The organism is Shinella sp. 838, assembly GCF_029623935.1.
Taxonomy (GTDB): Bacteria; Pseudomonadota; Alphaproteobacteria; order Rhizobiales; family Rhizobiaceae; genus Shinella.
Genome location: NZ_JARSBQ010000001.1, coordinates 543,697 through 569,110, shown reverse-complemented (window position 1 = coordinate 569,110; position 25,414 = coordinate 543,697). Strand labels below are relative to the sequence as shown.

Sequence of the window (25,414 nt, the reverse complement as noted above, 5' to 3'; positions counted from 1 at the left end):
TCCTCCGGACCGCCCTTCAGGCAGCAAGCAACGTCTTCAGTTTGGTTTCCGGCGCGGCAAGCGCGACGGGATCGGGATGGCGGCGGGCGGCGATCAGCATTTCCGCAAGGCGGATGTCCCGGGCGACCGCATTGCCCTTGCCGATGCCGCTTGCCGCGATCAGCCGGCCCGCGGCATCCAGATGGAAGAGGATGAAGGCCCCCTCGCCGAGGTCGCGCCGCACGGTCGTCGCCGCGTCGTCGGCCAGCCCGGCGATCTGCAGCGTCATGTCGTACTGGTCCGACCAGAACCACGGCACGGCGCTATGCGCCTCGCCGCCGCCGAGCATGTTGGCCGCCGCAAGCTGACCCTGCTCCTGCGCATTGCGCCAGGATTCGAGCCGGACGCGCCGGTCGCCGTAGAGCGGCAGCGGATAGGAGGTGCAGTCGCCGGCTGCAAGGATATCCGGATCGGAGGTGCGCAACAGGCCGTCGACAGCGATGCCATTGTCCACGGCAAGCCCTGCCATCCCCGCCAGTTCCGTGTTCGGCACCGCGCCGATGCCGACGACCAGCAGGCTGGCCGCAACGACGCGGCCGTCTTCCAGCGTGAGGCGAACCTCGCCCGGCCGCTCTTCGATGCCAGCGACCTTCGCAGCGCACAGCACCTCGACGCCTTCTTCCGCATGGCGGCTTGCGACGATCGCGGCGATCTCCGCCGGCACGCCGCGGCTGAGGATGCGCGGCAGGCCCTCGATGAGGGTCACGCTCGCGCCGAGCTTGCGGGCGCTCGTCGCCAGCTCCAGGCCGATGAAGCCGCCGCCGAGAATGGCGATATGGCTTCCCTCCACCAGATAGGCGCGGATGCGTGCGGCATCGTCATGGCTGCGAAGGGCGGCGATGCGCCCGCCGCAAACCGTGCCCGGCAGGCTGCGCGGGCGCGCACCGGTCGCCAGCAGCAATTTGTCATAGGGGACCGCCGTACCGTCGCCGAGCAGCACCCGCCGTGCGGTCCGGTCGATCTCGATGACCGGACGGCCGCAAAGCACCGCGATACCGGCGGCGGCATAGCGCTCCGCGTCCGCGACAAGCTTCGGGCCGTCGCCGGCGACCAGCGCCTCCTTGGAGAGGGGCGGACGCTCATAGGGCAGATGGTCCTCATTCCCGATCAGGGTGATCGTGCCATCAAAACCCTTTTCCCTCAGCGCAAAGGCTGCGCGCGCGCCGCATTCGCCGGCGCCGACGATGACGAAATCCGCCATGACGAGATCCTCCCGGCAGTTCCGGCAGCCGGAACCGCGAAAACAAAGAAAGCTAGAGCCCGATGAAGACCGTGCCGCCCTCGACCTTGACCGGATAGGTCTTGAGGTCGACACAGACCGGGGCGCCCTTTGCCTCGCCGGTCTTGTAATCGAAGCGGCCGTTATGCTTGGGACATTCGATGATGTGATCCATCACCAGCCCGTCGGCGAGGTGGATCTTCTCGTGGGTGCAGAGCCCGTCCGTCGCGTGATAGGTGTCTTCCGGGCTGCGGTAGATCGCGAAGGTGCGGCCCGCATGGTCGAAGCGGACGACGTCCTCCTCGTCGATCTCGTCCGCTGCGCAGACTTCTACCCAGGTGTCGCTCATGGTCTCTCCTCCGGTGGCGTGCTGGTTATTCGGCGGCCGCGACGGCCGCCTCGCTGTGAAATTCTTCCTTGTAGGGCCGCGCCGTCGCGGGCAGATCACGCTTGAGGAAATAGTCCTCGTTGCGAAGCTGGCGCAGGAAGGCGGGGATCATTTCCCGATAGCCGTGCCACATGGACGGGTTCGGCGCCGGCAAGTCGTGCTTGATCATGGCGTGCAGCCGCGGCAGCGCATGGTAAGGCACCATCGGGAACATGTGGTGCTCCACATGGTAATTCATGTTCCAATAGATGAAGCGGCTGACCGGATTCATGTAGACCGTTCGGCTGTTCAGCCGGTGGTCGATGACGTTGTCGGCAAGGCCGCCATGCTGCAGGAGACCCGTCAGCACATGGTGCCAGGCGCCATAAAGCCGCGGCAGGCCGATCAGCATCGCCGGCAGGATGGAGCCGAGCGCGAAACAGAGCGCGATGGTCGCGGCATAGATGGCAAGCCAGATACGGGCGATACGGATCGCCTTCGGCTGCTCGGAGGCGGGAATAAAGGTCTTTTCCGCCGCGCTCATCATGCCCGCCGCGTTGCGCAGCATGTCGATGACGGCATGCCACGCATCGAGCAGGCCGAAGAAATTGAGCACGAGGCGCGCGAGATCCGGCGGGCGCATCACGGCGATCTCGGGATCGCGGCCGACGATGACCGTATCCGTGTGGTGGCGCGTGTGACTCCAGCGCCAGGTCACCGGATTGCGCATGATCATGAAACAGGCGATCTGGTAGACGGCATCGTTCATCCACATCGTCTTGAAGGCCGTGCCGTGGCCGCATTCGTGCCAGCGGCTGTCGGAGGCCGATCCATAGAGTACGCCATAAACGAGGAAGAACGGTACCGCCCACCAGCTGCCCCACAACCAGATGCCGGCAGCGCCGGTGACCAGCATGGTGCCGAGCCAGATGGCGGTGTCGCGGATCGCCGGCCCGTCGCCGCGTTGCATCAGCGCCTTCATCTCCTTGCGGGCGATCTCGGTGTGATACCACTCGGCAGCGGCCAGGCCGTTGGCCACGGCGGCCTCGGCGTCACGGCCAAGAAGGCTGTAGTCCCGCTTCGTCGGCTTCATCCCTCATATCCTCCCTTGCGGCGTCACCTGCACGCCCCGCCTTGTCTGATGCACAAACGATACCGTCCTTGCCTGCATCCCTCAATCCTGCCATGATAGAATGCATCAAAACACATCATTCAACATCATCCAGTTATGATGGAAAGATTTCAGGGAGGGGACATGGCATCGCGGCCCACCATTACGGATCTGGCGAAAGCCGCCGGCGTCAGCGTGGCGACAGTCGACCGCGTGCTGAACGGGCGCCACAAGGTGCGCGAGGAAACGGCGCGGCGCGTCTACGATGCTGCAAATACGATCGGCTATCACGCGATCGGGCTGATCCGGCAGCGGGTTTTTGAGGACCTGCCACAATACAGGCTGGGCTTCAGCTTCCAGCGCCCGGGCCAGGCCTTCTACCAGAATTTCGCACGCGAGATCGAAATCGCCTGCAATGCCTGCACCACGGCGCGCATCGTGCCGCAGATCGATTTTATCAATGCGCAGACACCGGCGGCGATGACAGAAATGCTGCGGCAGCTATCGGCCCGCAACCAGGCGCTTGCCGTCGTCGCCCCTGATTATCCGGCGACGACCACAATGGTGGAGGACCTGAAGAACCGGGGCATTCCCCTCTTCTGCCTGCTCTCCGACTTCGCCATGGACGTGCGCCAGGGCTATATCGGCCTCAACAACATGAAGGTTGGCCGCACCGCGGCCTGGATGATCGCCCGCGGCGCCCGTCGGCCCGGCAAAGTGGCGATCTTCGTCGGCAGCCACCGCTTCCATGGCCACGAACTGCGCGAGATGGGCTTCCGCTCCTTCTTCCGCGAGAAGGGCGAGGGCTTCGAGGTGCTGGACACGCTCGTCAATCTCGACACCAGCGAGATCACCCACGAGGCGACCGCCAACCTGCTCGCCCAGCACCCGGATCTCGTCGGCCTCTATGTTGCCGGCGGCGGCATGGAAGGCGCGATTTCCGCCATCCGCGAAGAGGGTTTGGGCGGAAAGATCCAGCTCATCGTCAACGAGCTGACGCCCGAATCGAAGGCCGGCCTTGCGGACGACGTCGTCACCATGGCGATCAGCACGCCGTTGCCCACCCTCTGCCGCGAGCTCGTCTCGCTGATGGTGACGGCCATCGAGAAGGGCGATGCCGCCGTACCCGGGCAGACCTTCCTGCCCTTCGACATTTTCCTTCCGGAGAATATCTGACACAGGAAATGATGGTTTCCCATCATCCTCCCGATGAATTCTGTCAGCGATGAGGGCGTGGCCGGCACCTTCGGCTTTGACGCCCGCCAAGCGCTTCCCGATCCTCATGCGTGCATGCGAGGCGGCCCTGTCGGCAGCCTCGAAAGACCGGAGGACCCCCATTCCATGCCGCCCCTTGACTTCGCTCTCAACCACATGACGGCGCCCGCGCTGACACTCGACGCCTTCTTCGCCCTCGCCGTCTCGCTCGGCATGACGAAGGTCGAGATCCGCAACGACCTCAATGGCAACGCCATCCTGGACGGCACCGCGCCGGCCGAGGTGAAAGCGCTCGCCGAACGTCACGGCGTCACGATCATCTCGATCAACGCACTCCAGCGCTTCAACGAATGGACGCCCGCCCGCGCCGCCGAGGCCAAGGAGCTGATCGACTACACAGCGGCGGCAGGTGCCCGCGCGCTCGTGCTCGTGCCGAAGAACGACGGCACCGGGCAGGCCGACGGCGAACGGCAGGCCAACCTCGCCGAGGCGCTCATCGCCCTGAAACCGATGCTGGCTGCGGCCGGAATCATCGGCCTCGTCGAGCCGCTCGGCTTCGAAATCTGCTCGCTGCGCTCCAAGCGCGAGGCGGTCGAAGCGATCAGGGCCATTGGCGGGGAACAGATATTCCGTCTCGTGCACGACACGTTCCATCATCACCTTGCCGGCGAACCGGACCTCTTCGCAGAGCTCACCGGCCTCGTCCACATCTCCGGCGTCGAGGACGCCGACATCGCGGTCCCGGCCATGCGGGATGGTCATCGCGTCCTCGTCGGCCCGCAAGACCGGCTTGGAAATATAAGACAGATCAAAGCCTTGCTCGCTTCCGGTTATACCGGACCGCTCTCCTTCGAGCCCTTCTCCCCGGACGTGCACGGTGTCCCCGACCCCAGGGCGGCCGTGGCACAGAGCGTCGGCTTCCTGCGCGAAAACATCTAGACCAGGCGGTGCCGGCGACCTATCCACCGGCCCTTTTCCCCAGGGCCCTGCGGGATTCCCGATCCTGAAAATGGAACGGGCTTGACGTCCCTGACAGAAAATGGAATAAACATTCCGCAATACGGAATTCGCGGTTTGTTTATTCTGTTTTGGCCTTTTGCCTCCCGGGAGGAGCAAGGGGCCGGCTGCCCCGCAAGGGCCAGCTGTCCGGACAATCGGGTGGCGCTGCCGGACGCCACGTTGAGGAGGAAAACGACATGAAAAAATTCATTCTGAGCACGGCGCTTGCCGCAATGATGTCCACCGCCGCCCATGCCGAAACGATCGGCGTGACCATGGCGCAGTTCGACGACAACTTCCTGACCGTTCTGCGCAACGGCATGTCCGATTATGCCAAGACGCTCGACGGCGTTGATCTTCAGATCGAAGACGCCCAGAACGACGTTGCAAAGCAGCAGAGCCAGATCCAGAACTTCATCGCGTCAGGCGTCAGCGCCATCATCGTGAACCCCGTCGATACCGACGCGACCGCCGCCATGTCCAAGGCCGCCGCAGAGGCCGGCATTCCGCTCGTCTACGTCAACCGCGAGCCGGTCAACGTCAACGAACTGCCGGAAAAGCAGGCTTTCGTCGCCTCCGACGAAAAGGAATCCGGCACGCTGGAAACCAAGGAAGTCTGCCGCCTGCTCAACGGCAAGGGCAAGGTCGTCGTCATGATGGGCGAACTGTCCAACCAGGCGGCGCGCATGCGCACCCAGGACGTCAAGGACGTCATCGCCACCGACGAGTGCAAGGGCCTCGAAATCGTCGAGGAGCAGACCGCCAACTGGTCGCGCACGCAAGGGTCGGACCTCATGACCAACTGGCTCTCCGCCGGTCTCGAGTTCGACGCGGTCATCTCCAACAATGACGAAATGGCAATCGGTGCCATCCAGGCGCTGAAGGCCGCCGGCCGTTCGATGGACAGCGTCGTCGTCGCCGGTGTCGACGCAACGCAGGACGCCCTCGCCGCCATGGCGGCCGGCGACCTCGACGTGACGGTGTTCCAGGATGCCGCCGGCCAGGGCAAGGGTTCGGTCGACGCCGCGCTGAAGCTGGCAAAGGGCGAGAAGGTGGAAACCAAGGTCTACATTCCCTTCCAGCTCGTGACCCCGGCCAACATCGCCGACTACCAGGCGAAGAACTAACCGGCTCCGCCGGTCGCTGAAAACCTTCAGACTGCTCTGGACGCGGGCACGCAAGCGTGCGCGCGTCCGACCCGTTTCTGGTTGCTCCGGGAGGGAGGGGACGATGGTCAGTCCGACCACCATGGCCGCGGTTCGTGCAAGCGGCGCCATTCCGAATGCTGAATATCTCCTGTCTGCGGAAGGTGTCCGCAAGGAATTTCCGGGCGTCGTTGCGCTCGACGATGTTGAGTTCAAGCTGAAGCGCGGCACCGTGCACGCCCTGATGGGCGAGAACGGCGCCGGCAAATCCACACTGATGAAGATCCTTGCCGGCATCTATACGCCCGACCAGGGTGAAATACTGCTCAAGGGCCAGAAGATCCGCCTGCAATCGCCGCTCGACGCGCTGGAAAACGGCATCGCCATGATCCACCAGGAGCTCAACCTGATGCCGTTCATGACGGTGGCGGAGAACATCTGGATCCGCCGCGAGCCGAAGAACCGCTTCGGCTTCGTCGACCACGGCGAGATGAACCGCAAGACCGCCGCCCTCTTCAAGCGCCTCAACATCGCGATGGACCCGGAAGTGCAGGTGCGCGACCTCTCCGTCGCCAACCGCCAGATGGTCGAGATCGCAAAAGCCGTGTCCTATGAGAGCGACGTGCTCATCATGGACGAGCCGACCTCGGCACTGACCGAGCGCGAGGTAGAGCACCTCTTCACCATCATCCGGGACCTCCGCTCGCAAGGCATCGGCATCGTCTACATCACCCACAAGATGAACGAGCTGTTCGAGATCGCCGACGAGTTCTCGGTGTTCCGCGACGGCAAGTACATCGGCACGCACGCCTCCTCGGACGTGACGCGCGACGACATCATCCGCATGATGGTCGGCCGCGAGATCACCCAGATGTTCCCGAAGGAGGAGGTGCCGATCGGCGACGTCGTCCTCTCGGTCAAGAACCTCACCCTCAAGGGCGTGTTCCACGACGTCTCCTTCGATGTGCGCGCCGGTGAAATCCTCGGCCTTGCCGGCCTCGTCGGCTCGGGCCGCTCGAACGTCGCCGAAACGATCTTCGGCGTGACGCCGGCGACCTCGGGCACGATCTCGATCAACGGCAAGCAGGTGAACATCGACAGCCCGAACACGGCGATCAAGCACCGCATGGCGTTCCTGACAGAAGACCGCAAGGACACCGGCTGTCTGCTGATCCTCGATATCCTGGAAAACATGCAGATCGCCGTGCTTCAGGACAAGTTCGTCAAGAACGGTTTTGTCGCCGAGGGCGAACTGACCAAGGTCTGCGAGGAGATGAGCCGGAAGCTGCGCGTCAAGACGCCGAACCTGTCCGAGCGCATCGAGAACCTCTCGGGCGGCAACCAGCAGAAGGTGCTGATCGGCCGCTGGCTGCTCACCAATCCGCGCATCCTGATCCTCGACGAGCCGACGCGCGGCATCGATGTCGGCGCCAAGGCGGAAATCCACCGCTTCGTGACGGAGCTCGCCCGCGACGGCGTCGCCGTCATCATGATCTCGTCGGAAATGCCCGAGGTCCTCGGCATGAGCGACCGCGTCATGGTCATGCACGAGGGGCGGGTCACCGGCATTCTCGACCGGGCGGAAGCGACGCAGGTCAAGGTCATGGAACTGGCTGCCCAGTAAATTTACGGCGGCCGTGGCGCCGCAAGGGAGGTAATCATGAGCACGAATTCCGCCGCGCAGGCTCAAGGCTCCGCGCAGAAATCTGCCCGCCGGCTCCCGCCGGAACTCAACATCTTTCTCGTCCTCATCGGCATCGCGCTGGTCTACGAAATCCTCGGCTGGATCTTCGTCGGTCAGAGCTTCCTGATGAACCCGCAGCGCCTGACGATCATCATCCTGCAGGTCTCCGTCATAGGCATCATCGCCGTCGGCGTCACACAGGTCATCATCACGGGGGGCATCGATCTCTCCTCCGGCTCGGTGGTCGGGATGACGGCGATGTTCACCGCCTCGCTGGCACAGGCCTCGACCTGGCCGCGCGCGCTCTATCCCTCGCTGACCGACCTGCCGGTCATCGTGCCGGTCGCGCTCGGCATCGGCGTCGGCCTGCTCGCCGGCTTCATCAACGGCCAGCTCATCGCCAAGACGAAAATCCCGCCCTTCATCGCCACGCTCGGCATGATGGTGTCCGCCCGCGGCATCTCCAAGTGGTACACCAAGGGCCAGCCGGTTTCGGGCCTCACCGAACAGTTCAACTTCATCGGCACCGGCATCTGGCCCGTCGTGATCTTCCTCGTCGTCGCGGTCATCTTCCACATCGCGCTGCGCTATACCCGCTACGGCAAGTTCACTTATGCGATCGGCGCGAATGTGCAGGCCGCCCGCGTCTCCGGCATCAACGTCGAATCCCACCTGGTGAAGGTCTATGCCATCGCCGGCGCACTCGCAGGCCTTGCCGGCGTCGTCACCGCGGCACGTGCCCAGACAGCCCAGGCCGGCATGGGCGTGATGTACGAACTCGACGCCATCGCCGCGACCGTCATCGGCGGCACCTCTCTTGCCGGCGGCGTGGGGCGCATCACCGGCACGGTCATCGGCACCGTCATCCTCGGCGTCATGACTTCGGGCTTTACCTTCCTGCGCGTCGATGCTTTCTACCAGGAGATCGTCAAGGGCGTGATCATCGTCGCCGCCGTCGTCGTCGACGTCTACCGGCAGAAGAAGCGCAAGACATAGTTCCTATTCCGCGGGTTTTCCCGCGGCGCCGTTGCGGGGCGAGCGCATCGCCCCGCCCCTCCCGCCGGCAAGGCCGGTACACCAGAGAGAATGAAGATGACTGTGAGATTTGGTCTTCTCGGCGCAGGCCGCATCGGCAAGGTCCACGCCAAGGCCGTAACCGGCAATCCGGATGCCGTGCTCGTCGCCGTTGCCGATGCCTTCCCCGCCGCCGCCGACGCGATCGCCAAGCAGTATGGCTGCGAAGTCCGCACCATCGAGGCGATCGAGGTCGCCAAGGATATCGACGCCGTCGTGATCTGCACCCCGACCGACACCCATGCCGACCTCATCGAGCGTTTTTCACGCGCGGGGAAGGCCATCTTCTGCGAGAAGCCGATCGATCTCGACGTCGAGCGCGTCAAGGCCTGCATGAAGGTGGTCGACGAGACCAAGGGCAAGTTGATGGTCGGTTTCAACCGCCGCTTCGACCCGCATTTCATGGCCGTGCGCAAGGCGATCGATGACGGCCGCATCGGCGATGTCGAGATGGTCACCATCACCTCGCGCGACCCCGGCGCCCCGCCGGTCGACTACATCAAGCGCTCCGGCGGTATCTTCCGCGACATGACGATCCACGACTTCGACATGGCCCGCTTCCTGCTCGGCGAAGAGGTCGTCTCGGTCTCGGCCACCGCCGCCGTGCTGGTCGATCCCGACATCGGCAAGGCCGGCGACTACGACAGCGTTTCGGTCATCCTGCAGACGAAATCCGGTAAGCAGGCCGTCATCTCCAACTCGCGCCGCGCCACCTACGGTTATGACCAGCGCATCGAGGTGCACGGCTCGAAGGGCATGGTGTCAGCCGAAAACCAGCGTCCGGTCGCCATCGAGATCGCCAACGGCGACGGCTACACCCGCCCGCCGCTGCACGATTTCTTCATGACCCGCTACACCGAAGCCTATGCCAACGAGATCGCGAGCTTCATCGCCGCCATCGAGAAGGGCGCGACCATCTCGCCCTCCGGCGCCGATGGCCTCGCAGCCCTCGCACTCGCCGACGCAGCCGTTAAATCGGTCGAGGAAAAGCGCCAGATCTCCGTCGCCTGACGGGCACCTCCTCCCAAGGCAACTGGCCGGGCGATTTTTCGCCCGGTCTTTTTGTTGGGCCTCCGCCCCACTCTCCTCCGTCAGTCTCCAACCGTCCGCGCCACGATGACATCATGGTCCATCTCCGCCAGCGCGCGGTCGAGATGGCCTTCCAGCACCAGCGTGGCCTCCTCCGGCACGACGGAGATCGGCGGGGCGCCGAAAAGGCGGACCTGCTGCGATTGTGCAAGCCCCTCTTCGAGCCCCCGCTGGAGGAGATCGAAATAGCGGGTGCCGGGACCGGTGATGGCGATCGGCATGTTCTCGTAGAGGCTGACGACACGCGAAAGCCCCTGCCCCAGCGCAAGGCCCGCCTGGCGGAAGGCATATTCCGACATGCGGTGGCCCTGCCGGGCGCGCAGCGCGATCTTGTCCATCTCGGCCAGCGGCACGAATTTCGCCGGGATCGTATCCGGCGGCACTTCGAAGGCGGTGCGCAGGATGCCGTAGAAGCCCGCGGACGCCTCGATGCAGCCCTGCGCACCGCAGCGACACAGTTTTCCATCCGACGAGTTCAGCATGTGCCCGAAATTCGGCGCCGTCACCGAGAGTTCCCCCGACCGGTCGAACCGCGCGATGCCGAGGCCGATGCTGTGGCCGAGCGAGAGCGCGGCAACCGCTTGCAGATCCCGCACGCCTGCCTTCTCCATGCGCAGCGCCATGGCATGAGCGACGAGCAACGTCTCGTTGCTGAGGAGGATCTTCGCCCGCCAGGGCGGCTGCAACAGCGCCGCAAAATCCACCTGCTGCGCGCCGAAGACCGGCGACCAGACGAGCCGTGCCGTCTGGGGATCGACGAGGCCCTTGCTGCTGATCGACACGACCAGCAGCTGTCCACGGTCGATCCGGGACCGGTCCGCCAGCTTGTCGAGCGCGGCCACGAAGGCTTCGGTAAAAGGCCGCGTCGCGGTATCGGCATGGTTGCGTGGCTCCTCGAACCGGTCGAGCAGCGTGCCGCCATAGTCGGCGAGTGAATATTGCACCATGTCGGAAGAGATGCGCACGGTCGCAAGGTAGCCGGCATCGCGCCGCTGGCCGAAGATGACGCGCGGCCGCCCGCGCGAGGCCGACGCCAGCTGTTCGCGCCGTTCCAGCACCTCGGCCTTTTCCAGCTCCGCCGTGATCACCGATACGGTCGCCGAAGCGAGGCCCGTATGATGGGAAATATCGGTATGGGCAAGCGGACCATGCCGGCGCAGCGAGGCGAGCACCAAGGCACTGTTCTGCTGACGCACAAGCTCCGTGCTCGATTTGGTCAGCATCGTCGGTTTCCGCTCGCTTTCACAGGATGCAACACATGCCCCTCCCAAAGCATCTGTCACGCCGTCGTTCAAGGCCTTTCAAGCCGTGTTGACAGCCTTCGAAACTTCTGACATTTATTTTCTCGACTGTCGAGAAAAAAGTCCCGAGGCCATCGGGAGGGGTATCGAGACAGTAGATCGTGGCCGGTCGTTGATTGGGCGGGAGGTTCGCCCAGGCGGTCGGTGTTCACTTGGGAGGATATTATGAAGTTCGTTCTGAAGCTGATGGCAGGGGCTGCCATCATCGTTTCCCTGCATTCCGTAGCGCACGCCAAGGACCTCGTGGTCGGCGTTTCCTGGTCGAACTTCCAGGAAGAGCGCTGGAAAACCGACGAAGCCGCCATCAAGGCAGCGCTCGAAGCCTCCGGCGACAAATACATTTCGGCTGACGCCCAGTCGTCTGCCGCAAAGCAGCTGACGGACGTCGAATCGCTGATCGCCCAGGGCGCCAATGCCATCATCGTTCTCGCCCAGGACTCTGAAGCGATCGGCCCGGCCATCGAAAAGGCTGCCGCGGAAGGCATCCCGGTCGTCGGCTACGACCGCCTGATCGAAAACCCGGCCGCCTTCTACATCACCTTCGACAACAAGGAAGTCGGCCGCATGCAGGCCCGCGAAGTGTTCAAGGTGAAGCCGGAAGGCAACTACGTCTTCATCAAGGGCTCCTCGTCCGACCCGAACGCCGACTTCCTCTTCGCTGGCCAGCAGGAAGTGCTGAAGGAAGCGATCGACGCCGGCAAGATCAAGACCGTCGGCGAAGCCTATACCGATGGCTGGAAGCCGGAAAATGCCCAGAAGAACATGGAGCAGTTCCTGACGGCGAACGACAACAAGGTCGACGCGGTCGTCGCCTCGAACGACGGCACGGCCGGCGGTGCGATCGCGGCACTGGCCGCCCAGGGCCTTGCCGGCTCCGTCCCGGTCTCCGGCCAGGATGCCGACCACGCTGCGCTGAACCGCGTCGCGCTCGGCACACAGACCGTTTCCGTCTGGAAGGACTCGCGTGAACTCGGCAAGCGCGCGGCGGAAATCGCTGCCTCGCTCGCCAGCGGCAAGACCATGGACGAGATCGAAGGCGTCACCACCTTCAACGGCGGCCCGAAGGGCGTCGAAATGAAGTCGGTCTTCCTCGCCCCGCTGCCGATCACCAAGGACAACCTGAACGTCGTCATCGACGCCGGCTGGATCCCGAAGGAAACCGCGTGCCAGGGCGTCGCCGCCGGCTCGGTCGCAGCCTGCAACTGACAGGCAATGATCCGGTACTCACCTGACCATCCCAGGCGCCGCAGCGGCTTCCGTTGCGGCGCTTGCGCAAGATGGACAGCGGGCAGAGGATGAGGCGGCGAAAATCCTCGAAGCGGAATGAGGGAGGTGGGAAACGGGTTTCCGTCCGTGCCGCCGGAACCTCGGACCACGCCCGAACGACACGTTCAACAAAAGTGGGGGGACGGCAAAGCCATGGCCGACATCACGAATACCACGCATGCCAATCGCGCGCGATCGGCGGGCGAGAACCCGGTCAAGCGCTTCTTCCGCGCGACCGAGATCGACACGCGCCTGCTCGGCATGGTCGGCGCCATGCTGATCATCTGGATCGGCTTCAACATCCTGTCCGGCGGCCTGTTCCTGACGCCGCGCAACCTGTGGAACCTTTCGGTCCAGACCGCCTCCGTCGCCGTGATGGCGACCGGCATGGTGCTCGTCATCGTCACGCGCAACATCGACCTCTCCGTCGGTTCGATCCTCGGATTCGTCGGCATGATCATGGGCGTGCTGCAGGCGGAACTGCTGCCGCAACTGCTCGGCTTCAACCATCCCGCCACCTGGATCATCACCCTCCTCGCCGGCCTCCTGCTCGGCGCGGGCATCGGCGCGCTGCACGGCGCCATCATCGCCTTCCTCAACGTGCCCTCCTTCATCGTCACGCTCGGCGGCTTGCTCGTCTGGCGCGGTGCCACCTGGTTCGTGACGAGCGGCCGCACCGTCGCCCCGATGGACGCGACCTTCCGCCTGATGGGCGGCGGTACGGAAGGCTCGATCGGCGCCACCGCCAGCTGGATCGTCGGCATCCTCGCCTGTATCGCCATCGTCGCCACTATCATCAATTCCCGCAAGCAGCGCCAGCGCTTCGGTTTCCCGCAGCGCCCGATGTGGGCCGAGTACTTCCTCACCGCCGTCGGCTGCACCCTGGTGCTCGGCGCCGTCGCTGTCGTCAACAGCTATCCCTGGCCGGTCGCCATCGCCCGTAAATATGCCGACGCCAACGGCATCGCCTGGCCGGAAGGCGGCCTGTTCATCCCGCACGGCATCGCCGTACCGGTGCTGATCGCCATCCTCGTCGGCATCGTCATGACCTTCATCTCGACGCGCCTGCGCTTCGGCCGCTACGTCTTCGCGATCGGCGGCAACCAGGAAGCCGCCGAGCTTGCCGGCATCAAGACGCGCTGGGTAACGGTGAAGATCTTCGCACTGATGGGCATGCTCTGCGCCATCGCCGCCGCCATCTCCACCGCCCGCCTCAATGCCGCAACCAACGCGCAGGGCGAGCTCGACGAACTCTACACCATCGCCGCAGCCGTTATCGGCGGCACCTCGCTTGCCGGCGGCATGGGCACAATCGCAGGCGCCATGCTCGGCGCCCTCGTCATGCAATCGCTGCAGTCGGGCATGGTGCTGGTCGGCATCGACACCCCGTTCCAGCGCATCGTGGTCGGCATGGTTCTTGTCGTCGCCGTCTGGCTCGACACGGTCTACCGCGCCCGCGCCAAGTAAGAGGAGCCCATCCAATGACGGACACAAGTACGCCCCTCGTGGAGCTGAAGAACATCTCCATCTCCTTCGGCGGCATCCATGCCGTCGACAACGCCTCGGTCGATCTCTTTCCCGGCGAGGTCGTCGCCCTGCTCGGCCACAACGGTGCCGGCAAGTCGACGCTGATCAAGATCCTCTCCGGCGCCTACAGGCGCGACGCGGGCGAGATCCTGATCAACGGCGAGCCCGCCGACATCAACAACCCGCGCGACGCTAAGAAATACGGCATCGAGACGATCTACCAGACGCTCGCCGTCGCCGACAATGTCGACGCCGCCGCCAACCTCTATCTCGGCCGCGAACTGAGAACCCCCTGGGGCACCCTCGACGACGTTGCGATGGAGGCGAAGACCCGCGAAGTGATGGGCCGCCTCAACCCCAACTTCCAGCGCTTCAAGGAACCGGTGAAGGCCCTTTCCGGCGGCCAGCGCCAGTCGGTGGCGATCGCCCGCGCGATCCTCTTCAACGCCCGCATCCTGATCATGGACGAGCCCACCGCAGCGCTCGGGCCCCAGGAGACGGCTCAGGTCGGCGAACTGATCAAGCAGCTGAAGAAGGAAGGCATCGGCATCTTCCTGATCAGCCACGACATCCACGACGTCTTCGACCTCGCCGACCGCGTCTCGGTGATGAAGAACGGCCAAGTCGTCGGCCATGCGCGCACCGAGGATGTCACCAAGGACGAGGTGCTCGGCATGATCATCCTCGGCAAGGTCCCGGAAAAGGCCATCCCCGGCCCCGGCGCCATGCAGACCACCTGACCGACCCCACCGGAAGCCGCCGGCCACCCGGCGGCTTCCATCCCCAGGCCATGCCAGAGCGCGCGATCTGCGGAACAGATTGCCCATTCTGCATTTTCCCGATTGAAGCCCGCCCCCAGCTAGGCTAAGAACCCTCTCATCGGACAGGCGAGTCATCGCCAAGGCAGGCACCCGTAGCTCAGCTGGATAGAGTGTTGGATTCCGATTCCAAAGGTCACAGGTTCGAATCCTGTCGGGTGCGCCAAATTCCGCCGATTGCCCTCTACAATACGCTATGGTCGCCAAACATCCGCCTTTGCGTATGGCACTGAGGTCACCTAGGCAGAAAAGCGCTCAAACGGCGGTATTCGGCGGCAAAAAGCTCGTATCGTCTGCGGTCGATCGCGATCCCGATAGAAACGTGTCGTAATTAGATTTGCATGGCCGCAATGCGCCTCCAGTTCGGCCATCGGCTCATTCGTCAAGCCTACCCAAAGCAGCTATTCGATTTGGGTTGGAAAGAATGGCGATCCTAGGGTGCGGAGCAGTCGGAAAGCTTTCCAGGCCGCCTCTACTCGGGCCTTCTTGATGTTCTCAGGCGCAATACTTAGAGTTGCTGTTTGCTGGCGCACAACAAGAACTCACTGCGGTCGCCTGCTCCGCCAACCATCGATCGCGCGGTTTGCAGCTCGACGGCCGGGCGGCGAGCACCACCTCGAACCGACCTCCGACCAGACGCGGGGAGGATGCACAATAGAGGGCCATCGGCCGGCTCCCGTCGCTGACCTCGAAGGTGAGTTTGGCGGCCGGGTCAAGCCGAACGTGGTCCGAAACCTTGCGAATAATCGCGGAGAACCTGCCCGCCGGCATGTGGCTCTTGCCGTCCTCGTCGATATCCCAGAGTTGGACGAAGATCTCTGACCAGGCTTCCGGATTGGCGCCGCAGTCGAGTGCCGAGAAGGCGCCCGCCTTGACCTCGGTGACGTGATAGCCCGCCTTCACCGGCTGCTCTTCGTAGAGAAACACCAGCGGCGCCTCTGGCGCGGCCGCCAGCTCATCAAGAAGCTGGCCAAGCGTAATGTCGGACGAAACGGCCTTGTCGATCGCGTTCATGTGCGCTACTCCTATCATTCAATAATTCAAGGATTATTGAAATATGGATGAGCGTCAAGCCCTCACGTCATTCGCGGCCCTGTCGCAGGAAACCCGTCTCGCCGTTGTCCGAACGCTGGTCGTCGCTGGCGCGGACGGACTTGCCGCCGGCCTGATCGCCGAGCGCATGGGCGTGTCGCCGTCGAATGTGTCCTTCCATCTGAAAGAACTGGAACGGTCGGGTCTTGTCACGCAGCAGCGCCAATCCCGCTCGATCGTCTATAGCGCCAGCTACGATGCGCTGGCCGATCTCGTGAAATTCCTGATGGAGGACTGCTGTGCCGGTCATCCCATCATCCGCGAGGGTGTCGAGCGGTCCGATGGCTGCTGCAAGACGGGCGCTGCCCTGAACGAGGACGACGCCGTTGCGTAACGCGAATGTTCCCGTCGGCTTCGTCGCCGCGCTCGGCCTGACCCAGATCATCGGCTACGGCACCCTCTATTACAGCTTCAGCATTCTGGCGCCCGGCATGGCCGCGGATCTCGGCATCACGGTCCCGCAGGTCTTTGCCGTCTTCTCGGCCTCGCTGTTCGTTGGCGGCCTGTCAGCACCGTATATCGGCCGGCAGATGGATCGCATTGGCGCGGCATCGGTAATGGCGATCGGCTCGGCGTTGTCCGCACTGACCTTGATCCTGTGCGCCTGGTCGCCATCTGTGGCGATCTTTGCACTGGCCATCGTCCTGTTGGAGATATCGTCCGGCATGGTCCAGTACCAGGCGGCCTTCGCGGCACTGGTGGAAGCCGATCCCCGGTCTGCATCGCGGAGCATCACCTATCTCACGCTGATTGCGGGATTTGCCTCCACGATTTTTTGGCCGATTGCCACGGCACTGCTCGGTTATCTGTCCTGGCGGGAAATCTACCTTGTCTATGCCGGGCTGAATCTCCTCGTTTGCATGCCGTTCCACGTCTGGATCATGCGGAAGGGAAAGGTAGCCGCGACCGGCGGGCAAAGACCCATACGCGAACCTGTCATCGGGGCCATTCCTCGCGAGCGCCGCCGCGGCGCTGTCCTTGCCGTCTCGTCAGCATTCGCGCTGCTCGGCTTCACGCTTGGAGCCATGCTCGCCCATATGGTCCCGATGCTCGGTGCGCTTGGATTCGGAAGCGCCGCCGTCGTCATCGGCTCGCTGTTCGGCCCGGCGCAGGTTCTCAGCCGCCTGATCAACATGATCTTCGGCACACGCCTCGCGCCGCCGGGCCTTGCGGTTCTCTCCGCAGCCTTCATGGTGCTGAGCGTTGTCATTCTGGCGCTATCCGGCAACTGGCTCCCCGGTGCGGTTGCCTTCTCGATTTGCCTCGGCCTCGGATCGGGTATCAACAGCATCGCCCAGGGCAGCTTACCGCTCTACCTGTTCGGCTCGGACGGATACGGTGCGCTCACCGGCAAGATGGCCGCATCACGACTAGCCGCCGGCGCGGCTGCGCCGTTTGCCTTCGCGGCGACGATGGAGCAGTTCGGCATAGGCGCGTCGCTCGTCTTGAGCGCCGCGCTCGGCTCGATCGGCGTTGCGGCGTTTGTCGCGGTGGCGATGGCGACGAAGCGGAGCCTCGTCGCCTCGCCGAGCCCGTCAAATTGACCGCAACCAACGGGTATCGTCGATGCCTGGGCGCTTCACGGCTTTTGTCGAGCAATCCTCCTCTTGTCGACCTCAGATGCTTGTTTCCGAGTCAGTCCGATATCATCAAGTTGGTGTTCGTCGAGCATCGACACTGGTTGGGATCGTTGCGAGGTACCCATGCTTTGGGCTGACACGATAGGAAGTTCGTCCGCGTCCCGCCGCAGAACCGCCATCGCCACGCCGATGATCAGTGCGGCTCCCAACCATTGCAGGGTGGTGAGACGCTCGCCCAGGAAGAGGAACGACCCGATGACCCCGAACACTGGAATGAGGTTGAAGAAGCTACCAGCAACGCTCGCCCGCATAGACCGGAGCGCGTACAGATAGAGCCAATAGGCAAGCGCATAGTAGAGCAGCCCCGAGAGAATGATCGTCGCGATGTCCTGGACCGGTACGGTGGCTGTGCTCGATAGATCGACCCGGGACAGTTCAAGCGGCCAGATCGCGAGCATCCAGCCGAGAGCCACGGTTTGCTGGATGGCGACCGTGAAGAGCGGATCGGCGATGATATTGCGCGCCAGGACCGTGTAGATCGCATAGCACAGAACGCCCGCGAGAATCAGAGCTGCCCCCAGCTTCACGGTTGAAGACGGCTCGCCACTCCAGACGCCGCTGACCAGCAAAATCCCGCTTGTCGCGAGAGCCACGAGGCCGACGAGTTGGTGATCAATTCGCTCTTTGAGAAACATCCAGGCAAGGCCGAGGATGAGAATGGGCTCGAAGGCCCAGAGCAAGGCCGTGACACTCGCGCTGGTCTGGGAGAGGCCGAACATGCTGAATGTGTAGGCCCATCCGGGATTGAGAAGGCCGAGCAAGCCGATAGGCAACAACAAGCGGACGGCTGGAATATCCGGCTTGGTGAAAGCAACCGCCAGCCAAAGTGCGATGACGCTCGGCACGAGCTGAAAAACAAGAATTGTGACAGGTGGAAACGACGAGAGGAGTGTCTTGCTGAGGATCGTACCAAGAGCCCAGCACAAACACGCCCCTACAATCGCCACGCGAGGCGAAAGCGAGGACATGACTATCTCCAAAGAAGGTTCAGACGAAGGTTGCGGGACGCCGAGAGCTAGGCGTCGTCGTCACACCGATCGTACGAAGGCAGTCTTTGGGGACGTTCGCTCATATTACCTTGGATACCCGTTGCTGTGGCATACCAGCGGGTCGAATTTGGTCGACCCGGATTCCTCTTATATCACGCTGCCCTGTGAGCGAAAACCACACGGCGATGGCTGCGTTGACGTTTCCCTTATCCCGGAAAGCGCACCATCACTGTCGTTGGCGACCAGACGGCTGGAGGCCATGCTAAATCGACCTCAACGATACACGCTTCTCAAGCTCGGCCGCCTGTTCCTTCCGCTCGCTGTAACGGTCGGTGAGATAGGCGGACGCGTCGCGCGTGAGGATAGTGAACTTCACAAGCTCCTCGCAGACGTCCGCTACCCGGTCGTAGTAGGACGAGGGCTTCATCCGACCATCGGCGTCGAATTCCTGATAGGCCTTGGCGACAGAGGACTGGTTGGGGATGGTGATCATCCGCATCCAGCGACCGAGGATGCGCATCTGGTTCACGGCATTGAAGGACTGGCTACCGCCCGAGACCTCCATGACGGCGAGCGTCTTGCCCTGTGTCGGCCGAACCGACCCGACCGAGAGTGGAATCCAGTCGATCTGGGACTTCATGATGCCGGTCATCGCGCCATGGCGTTCCGGGCTCACCCAGACCTGCCCCTCCGACCATTGCGAAAGCTCGCGCAGCTCTTGCACCTTTGGGTGACTCACCGGCGCCTCATCGGGAAGCGGCAGCCCCTTCGGGTCGAAAATACGGACTTCGCATCCGAGCCGTTCGAGCAGCCGGCGGGCCTCAAATGCGAGAAGGCGACTATACGAGACTTCGCGAAGCGAGCCATAGAGGATCAGGATGCGCGGCTTATGCGTCGAGAATGCTGGACGCAAGGCATCGAGATCGGTCGAATACAGGTGATCGCCCTGCAATGCTGGGAACGTGTCAGGCAATGCGCTTTCCTTCCTGGTCGAGGATCTGTTCACCGTCCTCCTTGAAGAACGGTCCCTTGAAGGTGTCGGGCAGGATGTCGAGGGCGACCTCGGACGGGCGGGCGAGCCGGGTGCCCAGCGGTGTCACGACGAAGGGGCGATTGATCAGGATCGGCGTTGCAATCATCGCGTCGAGCAACTGGTCGTCGGTCAGCGCGGGGTTGCCGAGACCAAGTTCAGCATAGGGAGTGCCCTTCTCGCGGATGGCCTCCCGGACCGTTAGTCCGGCGTCAGCGATAATGGTCACGAGCTGCTCACGCGTCGGCGGCTCCTGAAGATACTCGACAACAGTTGGTTCGATCCCGGCTGCGCGGATGAGCTCAAGCGTGTTGCGGGACGTCCCGCAGGCCGGATTGTGGTAGATGGTGGCATCCATGGTCAGTGCCTTTCGGTGACAGTGGTTCGGGAAACGGCGGGGGCGGTCTCGTACCAATCTTTTGAGCGGTTCACGATCCAGACGACCGAGAGCATGACAGGAACCTCGATGAGCACGCCGACGACGGTGGCGAGCGCCGCGCCGGACTGGAAGCCGAACAGGCTGATGGCGGCGGCGACCGCAAGTTCGAAGAAGTTGCTGGCGCCGATCAGAGCCGACGGGCCGGCAACGCAATGCCGCTCGCCGGTCATCCGGTTGAGCAGATAGGCGAGCCCGGAGTTGAAATAGACCTGGATCAGGATCGGGATGGCGAGCAAGCCGATGACGGCGGGCTGGGCGATGATCTGTTCGCCCTGGAAGGCGAAGAGCAGGACGAGCGTTGCCAGAAGCGCCACCAGCGAGACGGGTTGCAGCTTCGCGAGCATTCCATCCAGCGCCCGCGTTGTTCCGTCAGCCGCAAGCCGGCGGCGGATGACCTGCGCGATGATGACGGGCACGACGATGTAGAGGGCAACCGACAGGACAAGCGTGTCCCACGGCACGGTAATGGCGGAAAGGCCGAGCAGTAGGCCGACGATCGGCGCGAAGGCGACGACCATGATCGCGTCATTCAGTGCGACCTGCGACAGCGTGAACAACGGCTCCCCACGCGTCAGGTTGCTCCAGACGAACACCATGGCCGTACAGGGGGCCGCCGCGAGAATGATTAGTCCGGCGATGTAGGAGTCGATCTGGTCGGCAGGCAGATAGGGACGGAACAGCCAGCCGACGAACAGCCAGCCGAGCAGCGCCATGGAAAACGGCTTGACCGCCCAATTGATGAACAGGGTGACGCCGATGCCACGCCAGTAAGTGCCGACCTGCACCAGCGACCGAAAATCGATCTTCAGCAGCATCGGGACAATCATCAGCCAGATAAGGATCGCGACGGGGATGTTCACCTTGGCGATCTCGGCTGCGCCGACGACCTGGAAGAGACCGGGCATGAGATGGCCAAGGGCCACGCCGACGATGATGCAGAGGAAGACCCAGATGGTGAGATAGCGTTCGAATGTGGACATCAGGCGAACTTTCCTGCGGGGCTGGTTGTGCCCTCCATCGCACCGATCTGCCGCAGCCTGGTCTCCAGCGCCATGCGATCGATCGAGGCAAGCGGGAGATTGATGAAGGCCATGATCCCGTTCTTGAGGAAGCGGGCGGCCTGGGCGAAGGCACGTTGGATCTCCACGTCGGAGCCGACGACGGAGGCCGGATCCTCGACGCCCCAATGGGCTGTCATCGGATGGCCGATCCAGACCGGGCAGGGTTCGCCGGCGGCGCTGTCGCAGACCGTGAAGATGAAGTCCATTTGCGGCGCGCCTGGCTCAGCGAAGACGTCCCAGCTTTTCGACGAAAAGCCCATCGATGGATAGCCGAGCGCTTCGAGTTCCGTCAGGGCGTGCGGGTTGACTTCGCCCTTCGGCTGGCTGCCGGCGGAGAAGGCTTTGAACCGTCCGCCACCCTCGTTGTTGAGGATGGATTCGGCGAGAATAGAACGAGCGGAATTGCCCGTGCAGAGGAACAGCACGTTGTAGGTCTTGTCGGTCATGGTCGTGGTCCATGGTTAGGTCGGCGGCCTGGTGAGCCTCATGATGGTCGCCGATGATGGGCAAATGGAGGACAGCTGGCGGGTCGCCAGCACCGCAGCAGGGACGCTGTCCCGCCGGACTTCAGAAAATCCGAGGCGCGCGAAGAACGGCGCCGCGCTCGTCGTTGCGAGGAAGACGCCGCTGCCAGGGTCGAGACTGGCAACCGTCGCCTCGACGACGGCTTTCCCTAGGCCGGTTCCGCGCCGATCCGGATGCACGACGACCGAACGGAGGAGGTAATCACCATCGCAGCGCTCAACGCCGGAGAAGCCAACGATCCGGCCATCCGCTGACAGCGCCTTAAAGAAGGTGCAGCCGCCATCCTCAATGTCGTCGGTGGGCAGACGGGCGTCCGTCAACGCCATCTTGAGGTCAGCATCGCTGCCTGTGATCTGCTCCAGCCTGATGGTGCTCATGACACCTTCGCCTCCGTGCCGCAGCACGGCGTCAGCTCGGCGATCAGCGGGGCGCAAAGCTCCGTCGATCCACCGCAGCAGTCCTTCAGGAGGAACAGCGTCAGTTCACGCAAGCCGTTGAGATCGGCGCGGTAAATGATCGACCGGCTCTGCCGCTCGCTCGTGACCAGGCCTGCCCGCGACAGTGTCGCAAGATGCGCAGACATGGTGTTCTGCGGCACATCGATGAGGCGGGCCAGCTCGCCGGCCGGAATGCCGTCAGGCTCGTGTCGCACCAGAAGCCGGAAAGTCTCCAGTCGCGTGGTCTGGGCCAAGGCGCCGAGCACCGCTATAGCTGAGTTGTTATCCATACATCCAGAATAGCGGATATTATTGGACTGTCAATTGAAGGCGGCGATTAAGGCCCCGTAGGCGATAGCAAGGAAAGCTAATAATACACCGCCCAATGAATGTCAGAGCGGAGGGGTGGCCGTTTCTTACGATTTCACCGCACGACCAGACTGTCGAAACCGGCCCCAATTCGGACCTCGTTTATGGCGTGCTCGCCTGGAACTTACATCCTTCCAGGCTGCGGTGCTCCCTTGTGGCGTAAAGCTGATTTAGTGGCACGAGGAGTTGGTGCGAACGGGCTTAAAGGAGGGCTATAGCGTAGACATAGTTCTCATCATCGCCCAGCGCGGCGCGCCATTTCTTTTCTCTAAATTGCTGACCGAATTGTGCTTTTTTGGCGACGGTCGAGAATGGTTACGAGGCACTCCAGTTGTTGTAGTCGATCTTTCAGATAGCCTGCGATGAGGCCATCCAGCTTGTCTATCAGGATCGTCCGGCCGCGCAGCCTGTCTCGCCCTGCCGCGCCTTGATCGAGCAAGTGGAACAACAATAGCCTGCAACACCCCTCGGCGGCCCGCAACGGAAAAAGCCTTTCGCGAGAGAGTCACGGCGGCGGGGCACGGTCAGATGCGGCCGGGCCCGCAAGGCCGAGGGCCGTGCGGAGCGTTGCCTCGCTCTGCCCGGCGAAACGGCTGGCGGCGATGCGGCCGCGGGCTTCGTCCCTTGGGGGGAGCGGGCCGGCCAGCTGCTCGGCAATGCCATCCGGCGTTGCCGCCACATGCGGGATGTTTTCGACAATGCAAAGGCGATGCGCGACCGAACCATAGCGCACGACAGCCGGGATGCCGAGCTGCGCCGCCCGCCCGAGAACCCCCGAGGCGTGATCGCCGAAGGGCGGGTAGAAGCACCAGACCGCATCGCTCGCCGCATAGGCCCCGAGCAGTTCGGCATCCGTAACACTGCGGTTCACGCAAACCCCGCCCGCCTCGCGGAAGACCGCTGCATAGGCGTCGATCCTAGGCTCGATTCTGCCGCAGGAAATGAACTGGAAACGTTCCCGGAGGGCGGTGCTGCGCACATAGCTGTCGGTGAAGAGGTCGAACCCCTTGCGGCGGTTCTGCGTGCCGATCGCCGTCAGGACCAGGCGCTCGCCCGGTTGTCGCTCGCTGCGCAGCAGCTCCACCGCCTCCCGCTCTTCATCCGTCAGGTCCCAAAGCTGGAAATCGTAGATCCAGCCCTTCGCGATCGTGGAAAAGGCCGGGAACACGCTGAAGGGAAGGATGGTCAAAGTGTGAATGGAGCGAAAGCGCTTCAGCCAGCCGAGGATGCTCCGTTTCCAGCGGCAGGAGCAACGGGCGGAGGCCGAAAGCGGCATCGGCCGCAGCAGCAGTCCAGCCGTCCGCCGCCCAAGGAGCGCACGCAGGAGGCCGACCGCGACATAGAGCAGGAAAGCCTCCTCCACCATCAGGAACAGGATGGGCGCACGGGAAAAAATCACCTCGCGCAAGCTGGCCCGGCGCGCGCCGAACAGGCGCTCCAGGACACGCAGATAACAGGCCCTGCGGCCGGCCTCCCTTTTGGAATAGACGAGCGGCCCATCCACTCGCCCCCTGGGCCGCATGCGCCGCGTCCGCCACAGCCAGCCGCGCGCCTGTGCACCAAGATTTTGAGGCTGCAGATCCAATCGCGCAGACGAACCCGCCGCAGCCGGCAAGTCCGCCTGCATGACATTCCCCCGGAAATCATCACCAGATATGGTCCAGGCCGTACCCACCTGGGAGGAAACGCAGCGGAGACGGCCCGTTGCCGGCCACCACGTCGGAAACATCGAATCAACGGGCGCGATATGCGATCCCGGCACAACCTTATCGTTAATATTCTTACCTTAGCGTGTTATTTGTGGATTTCAAGTCGGATATTGCAACCAGAACAGACGGTCTCCGGTACCGCTCGCCTTCCGAAGATTGCCCCCTGCCCCACCGCGCGCGCCACCGGCTTGCCGCCCCGGATCGGACGGTTCATAAAGGGCCGCACCAGACCGGCCGCGCCAGGGACGCAGGATGAACCTCAAGGAATTTGCAGCCCGCATCGGCCTTTCACAGACCACCGTCAGCCGGGCGATGAGCGGCTATCCGGAAGTGCGGCCCGAAACACGCCGGCGCGTGCTGGATGCGGCGGAGAGGCTCGGCTATCGGCCGAACATCAGCGCCCAGCGGCTAGCGACCGGCCGGGCCGGTGCGATCGGCATCGTCTTCCAGGGCGGCGGGCGCTTCGGGCCGCATTCCAGCGAATTCATGGGCGGGCTCTCCACGCGGCTGCAGGAGGACGGCATCGACATTCTGGTCGCGACCGTCGAAACGGAAGCGGACGAGGCGGCCGCCTACCGAAGGCTCGCCGCCAGCAAGCGGGTGGATGCGGTGGTCGTGCACACGCCGGGCCGCACGGACGCCCGTATCGCGCTCCTCCAGGCGCTGGACCTGCCCTTCATCGTGCATGGGCGCAGCACGGCGGACAGGCCCTTCGCCTTTCTCGACATCGACAATTTCGGGGCGATCGAGATGGCGACGGGCTATCTTGCCGACCTCGGCCATCGGCGCATCGCGCTCATCAATGGCGACACGGTCAGCACCTTTGCCGCGGACCGCGATAGTGGCTACCACACGATGCTCAAAGCCCGCGGGCTGGCCGCCGATCCCGCCCTCATCGGCCGGGGCGCGTTCACGGACGAAACCGGTTTCCGGCTGATGCAGGCCTTCCTCGCTCTTCCTGCCCCGCCGACCGCGGTCATTGCCGGCTCCATGATGTCGGCGCTCGGCGCCATGCGGGCCATCCGCATCGCGGGGCTTGCCGTGGGAGAAGACGTCTCGCTCATCGCGCATGACGACGTCTTCCCCTATCTCAGCCCCGACAATCTCGTTCCTTCGGTCACCACGACGCAATCACCGATCCGCGCAGCGGGCGAACGGATCGGCGACATGGTCCTGCGGCGGCTGCAGGGCGAGCCGCCGGAGGCGCTGCAGGAGGTCTGGCCCGTCGATTTCCGCATTCGCGGCTCCACAGGTCCTGCGCCCGTCTGA

The 25,414-nt window shown here is 63.7% G+C and carries 25 protein-coding genes and 1 tRNA gene; 13 read left to right on the top strand and 13 right to left on the bottom strand.

Translation table 11 applies throughout. The annotated features are described in order from the left end of the window. Positions 1-16: 16 nt before the first annotated feature. The 3 genes from P9A16_RS02690 to P9A16_RS02680 are packed head-to-tail and all read right to left on the bottom strand — an operon-like array spanning position 17 to position 2,718. A complete protein-coding gene (locus P9A16_RS02690; RefSeq protein ID WP_024270175.1) occupies positions 17-1,240 on the bottom strand; it encodes an NAD(P)/FAD-dependent oxidoreductase in 1,224 nt (407 codons plus the stop codon). Positions 1,241-1,292: 52 nt separating this feature from the next. Next, complete coding sequence (locus P9A16_RS02685; RefSeq protein ID WP_024270176.1) at positions 1,293-1,607, bottom strand: MocE family 2Fe-2S type ferredoxin; 315 nt, start codon at positions 1,605-1,607, stop codon at positions 1,293-1,295. A gap of 25 nt (positions 1,608-1,632) precedes the next feature. Beyond that, positions 1,633-2,718, bottom strand: coding sequence for a fatty acid desaturase family protein (locus P9A16_RS02680; protein ID WP_023511950.1), 1,086 nt, complete (start codon positions 2,716-2,718; stop codon positions 1,633-1,635). Positions 2,719-2,880: 162 nt separating this feature from the next. Between P9A16_RS02680 and P9A16_RS02675 the strand changes: the two genes are divergently transcribed. The 6 genes from P9A16_RS02675 (at position 2,881) to iolG (ending at position 9,864) form a co-directional block, all read left to right on the top strand. Continuing rightward, positions 2,881-3,912, top strand: coding sequence for a LacI family DNA-binding transcriptional regulator (locus P9A16_RS02675; protein ID WP_024270177.1), 1,032 nt, complete (start codon positions 2,881-2,883; stop codon positions 3,910-3,912). A gap of 165 nt (positions 3,913-4,077) precedes the next feature. Next, on the top strand, positions 4,078-4,890 hold the full coding sequence (locus tag P9A16_RS02670; protein ID WP_024270178.1) for a TIM barrel protein: 813 nt from the start codon (positions 4,078-4,080) through the stop codon (positions 4,888-4,890). Positions 4,891-5,147: 257 nt separating this feature from the next. Further along, the gene (locus P9A16_RS02665) at positions 5,148-6,077 is read left to right on the top strand and encodes a sugar ABC transporter substrate-binding protein (protein ID WP_023511953.1); all 930 of its coding nucleotides are present in this window, start codon (positions 5,148-5,150) and stop codon (positions 6,075-6,077) included. Positions 6,078-6,180: 103 nt separating this feature from the next. After that, positions 6,181-7,719, top strand: a complete 1,539-nt coding sequence (locus P9A16_RS02660; RefSeq protein WP_024270853.1) for a sugar ABC transporter ATP-binding protein — start codon at positions 6,181-6,183, stop codon at positions 7,717-7,719. Positions 7,720-7,755: 36 nt separating this feature from the next. Beyond that, positions 7,756-8,775, top strand: a complete 1,020-nt coding sequence (locus P9A16_RS02655; RefSeq protein ID WP_023513838.1) for an ABC transporter permease — start codon at positions 7,756-7,758, stop codon at positions 8,773-8,775. Positions 8,776-8,871: 96 nt separating this feature from the next. Beyond that, a complete protein-coding gene (gene iolG, locus P9A16_RS02650; RefSeq protein ID WP_023513839.1) occupies positions 8,872-9,864 on the top strand; it encodes an inositol 2-dehydrogenase in 993 nt (330 codons plus the stop codon). A gap of 80 nt (positions 9,865-9,944) precedes the next feature. On the opposite strand, the gene P9A16_RS02645 is transcribed toward iolG, so the two are convergent. Continuing rightward, positions 9,945-11,165 (bottom strand): ROK family transcriptional regulator, encoded by a 1,221-nt coding sequence (locus P9A16_RS02645; protein ID WP_024270852.1) that lies wholly within the window; start codon positions 11,163-11,165, stop codon positions 9,945-9,947. A 243-nt stretch (positions 11,166-11,408) separates the two neighbouring features. Here P9A16_RS02645 and xylF point away from each other — a divergent pair, with 243 nt between their 5' ends. From xylF to P9A16_RS02625, 4 genes are all read left to right on the top strand, one after another. Then, positions 11,409-12,449 (top strand): D-xylose ABC transporter substrate-binding protein, encoded by a 1,041-nt coding sequence (gene xylF, locus P9A16_RS02640; protein WP_024270851.1) that lies wholly within the window; start codon positions 11,409-11,411, stop codon positions 12,447-12,449. Between the two features lie 213 nt (positions 12,450-12,662). Further along, complete coding sequence (locus P9A16_RS02635) at positions 12,663-13,976, top strand: sugar ABC transporter permease (protein WP_023515278.1); 1,314 nt, start codon at positions 12,663-12,665, stop codon at positions 13,974-13,976. Between the two features lie 14 nt (positions 13,977-13,990). Beyond that, the gene (locus P9A16_RS02630) at positions 13,991-14,776 is read left to right on the top strand and encodes an ATP-binding cassette domain-containing protein (protein WP_023515279.1); all 786 of its coding nucleotides are present in this window, start codon (positions 13,991-13,993) and stop codon (positions 14,774-14,776) included. A 167-nt stretch (positions 14,777-14,943) separates the two neighbouring features. Further along, positions 14,944-15,020, top strand: a tRNA-Arg gene (locus tag P9A16_RS02625). A 329-nt stretch (positions 15,021-15,349) separates the two neighbouring features. On the opposite strand, the gene P9A16_RS02620 is transcribed toward P9A16_RS02625, so the two are convergent. Further along, complete coding sequence (locus P9A16_RS02620; RefSeq protein ID WP_050744115.1) at positions 15,350-15,868, bottom strand: DUF6428 family protein; 519 nt, start codon at positions 15,866-15,868, stop codon at positions 15,350-15,352. Between the two features lie 43 nt (positions 15,869-15,911). Here P9A16_RS02620 and P9A16_RS02615 point away from each other — a divergent pair, with 43 nt between their 5' ends. Together P9A16_RS02615 and arsK are read left to right on the top strand one after the other, a co-directional pair. Then, a complete protein-coding gene (locus P9A16_RS02615; RefSeq protein WP_050744114.1) occupies positions 15,912-16,280 on the top strand; it encodes an ArsR/SmtB family transcription factor in 369 nt (122 codons plus the stop codon). Further along, positions 16,273-17,490: an arsenite efflux MFS transporter ArsK gene (arsK, locus tag P9A16_RS02610; RefSeq protein ID WP_278025525.1), complete on the top strand. Its 1,218-nt coding sequence runs from the start codon at positions 16,273-16,275 to the stop codon at positions 17,488-17,490. The genes P9A16_RS02615 and arsK overlap by 8 nt, the downstream gene beginning before the upstream one ends. 35 nt (positions 17,491-17,525) lie before the next feature. Here arsK and P9A16_RS02605 read toward each other — a convergent pair whose 3' ends face one another. The 8 genes from P9A16_RS02605 to P9A16_RS02570 form a co-directional block, all read right to left on the bottom strand. Beyond that, a complete protein-coding gene (locus P9A16_RS02605) occupies positions 17,526-18,554 on the bottom strand; it encodes an EamA family transporter (protein ID WP_278025524.1) in 1,029 nt (342 codons plus the stop codon). Between the two features lie 283 nt (positions 18,555-18,837). Further along, positions 18,838-19,548 (bottom strand): arsenical resistance protein ArsH, encoded by a 711-nt coding sequence (gene arsH, locus P9A16_RS02600; RefSeq protein ID WP_278025523.1) that lies wholly within the window; start codon positions 19,546-19,548, stop codon positions 18,838-18,840. Then, positions 19,541-19,963 (bottom strand): arsenate reductase (glutaredoxin), encoded by a 423-nt coding sequence (arsC, locus tag P9A16_RS02595; protein WP_278025522.1) that lies wholly within the window; start codon positions 19,961-19,963, stop codon positions 19,541-19,543. Before arsC ends, arsH begins: the two co-directional genes overlap by 8 nt. A 2-nt stretch (positions 19,964-19,965) precedes the next feature. Continuing rightward, the gene (gene arsB, locus P9A16_RS02590) at positions 19,966-21,024 is read right to left on the bottom strand and encodes an ACR3 family arsenite efflux transporter (RefSeq protein WP_278025521.1); all 1,059 of its coding nucleotides are present in this window, start codon (positions 21,022-21,024) and stop codon (positions 19,966-19,968) included. Next, positions 21,024-21,551, bottom strand: a complete 528-nt coding sequence (locus P9A16_RS02585) for an arsenate reductase ArsC (protein WP_278025520.1) — start codon at positions 21,549-21,551, stop codon at positions 21,024-21,026. Before P9A16_RS02585 ends, arsB begins: the two co-directional genes overlap by 1 nt. Positions 21,552-21,566: 15 nt before the next feature. After that, positions 21,567-22,007, bottom strand: coding sequence for an arsenic resistance N-acetyltransferase ArsN2 (gene arsN2, locus P9A16_RS02580; RefSeq protein ID WP_278025519.1), 441 nt, complete (start codon positions 22,005-22,007; stop codon positions 21,567-21,569). Beyond that, positions 22,004-22,357: an ArsR/SmtB family transcription factor gene (locus P9A16_RS02575; protein WP_050744105.1), complete on the bottom strand. Its 354-nt coding sequence runs from the start codon at positions 22,355-22,357 to the stop codon at positions 22,004-22,006. The genes arsN2 and P9A16_RS02575 overlap by 4 nt, the downstream gene beginning before the upstream one ends. Positions 22,358-22,941: 584 nt before the next feature. Further along, positions 22,942-23,958, bottom strand: coding sequence for a hypothetical protein (locus P9A16_RS02570; RefSeq protein ID WP_023515280.1), 1,017 nt, complete (start codon positions 23,956-23,958; stop codon positions 22,942-22,944). A 439-nt stretch (positions 23,959-24,397) separates the two neighbouring features. On the opposite strand from P9A16_RS02570, the gene P9A16_RS02565 reads away from it, so the two are divergent. After that, entirely contained in the window at positions 24,398-25,414 is a 1,017-nt protein-coding gene (locus P9A16_RS02565) for a LacI family DNA-binding transcriptional regulator (RefSeq protein ID WP_024270849.1), read from the top strand.

What these genes read in the sequence shown, in the direction of transcription:
- P9A16_RS02690 (WP_024270175.1), bottom strand. Translation starts at nt 1,240, where the DNA reads ATGGCGGATTTCGTCATCGTCGGCGCCGGCGAATGCGGCGCGCGCGCA.
- P9A16_RS02685 (WP_024270176.1), bottom strand. Translation starts at nt 1,607, where the DNA reads ATGAGCGACACCTGGGTAGAAGTCTGCGCAGCGGACGAGATCGACGAG.
- P9A16_RS02680 (WP_023511950.1), bottom strand. Translation starts at nt 2,718, where the DNA reads ATGAAGCCGACGAAGCGGGACTACAGCCTTCTTGGCCGTGACGCCGAG.
- P9A16_RS02675 (WP_024270177.1), top strand. Translation starts at nt 2,881, where the DNA reads ATGGCATCGCGGCCCACCATTACGGATCTGGCGAAAGCCGCCGGCGTC.
- P9A16_RS02670 (WP_024270178.1), top strand. Translation starts at nt 4,078, where the DNA reads ATGCCGCCCCTTGACTTCGCTCTCAACCACATGACGGCGCCCGCGCTG.
- P9A16_RS02665 (WP_023511953.1), top strand. Translation starts at nt 5,148, where the DNA reads ATGAAAAAATTCATTCTGAGCACGGCGCTTGCCGCAATGATGTCCACC.
- P9A16_RS02660 (WP_024270853.1), top strand. Translation starts at nt 6,181, where the DNA reads ATGGTCAGTCCGACCACCATGGCCGCGGTTCGTGCAAGCGGCGCCATT.
- P9A16_RS02655 (WP_023513838.1), top strand. Translation starts at nt 7,756, where the DNA reads ATGAGCACGAATTCCGCCGCGCAGGCTCAAGGCTCCGCGCAGAAATCT.
- iolG (WP_023513839.1), top strand. Translation starts at nt 8,872, where the DNA reads ATGACTGTGAGATTTGGTCTTCTCGGCGCAGGCCGCATCGGCAAGGTC.
- P9A16_RS02645 (WP_024270852.1), bottom strand. Translation starts at nt 11,165, where the DNA reads ATGCTGACCAAATCGAGCACGGAGCTTGTGCGTCAGCAGAACAGTGCC.
- xylF (WP_024270851.1), top strand. Translation starts at nt 11,409, where the DNA reads ATGAAGTTCGTTCTGAAGCTGATGGCAGGGGCTGCCATCATCGTTTCC.
- P9A16_RS02635 (WP_023515278.1), top strand. Translation starts at nt 12,663, where the DNA reads ATGGCCGACATCACGAATACCACGCATGCCAATCGCGCGCGATCGGCG.
- P9A16_RS02630 (WP_023515279.1), top strand. Translation starts at nt 13,991, where the DNA reads ATGACGGACACAAGTACGCCCCTCGTGGAGCTGAAGAACATCTCCATC.
- P9A16_RS02620 (WP_050744115.1), bottom strand. Translation starts at nt 15,868, where the DNA reads ATGAACGCGATCGACAAGGCCGTTTCGTCCGACATTACGCTTGGCCAG.
- P9A16_RS02615 (WP_050744114.1), top strand. Translation starts at nt 15,912, where the DNA reads ATGGATGAGCGTCAAGCCCTCACGTCATTCGCGGCCCTGTCGCAGGAA.
- P9A16_RS02605 (WP_278025524.1), bottom strand. Translation starts at nt 18,554, where the DNA reads ATGTCCTCGCTTTCGCCTCGCGTGGCGATTGTAGGGGCGTGTTTGTGC.
- arsC (WP_278025522.1), bottom strand. Translation starts at nt 19,963, where the DNA reads ATGGATGCCACCATCTACCACAATCCGGCCTGCGGGACGTCCCGCAAC.
- arsB (WP_278025521.1), bottom strand. Translation starts at nt 21,024, where the DNA reads ATGTCCACATTCGAACGCTATCTCACCATCTGGGTCTTCCTCTGCATC.
- P9A16_RS02585 (WP_278025520.1), bottom strand. Translation starts at nt 21,551, where the DNA reads ATGACCGACAAGACCTACAACGTGCTGTTCCTCTGCACGGGCAATTCC.
- arsN2 (WP_278025519.1), bottom strand. Translation starts at nt 22,007, where the DNA reads ATGAGCACCATCAGGCTGGAGCAGATCACAGGCAGCGATGCTGACCTC.
- P9A16_RS02575 (WP_050744105.1), bottom strand. Translation starts at nt 22,357, where the DNA reads ATGGATAACAACTCAGCTATAGCGGTGCTCGGCGCCTTGGCCCAGACC.
- P9A16_RS02570 (WP_023515280.1), bottom strand. Translation starts at nt 23,958, where the DNA reads ATGCGGCCCAGGGGGCGAGTGGATGGGCCGCTCGTCTATTCCAAAAGG.
- P9A16_RS02565 (WP_024270849.1), top strand. Translation starts at nt 24,398, where the DNA reads ATGAACCTCAAGGAATTTGCAGCCCGCATCGGCCTTTCACAGACCACC.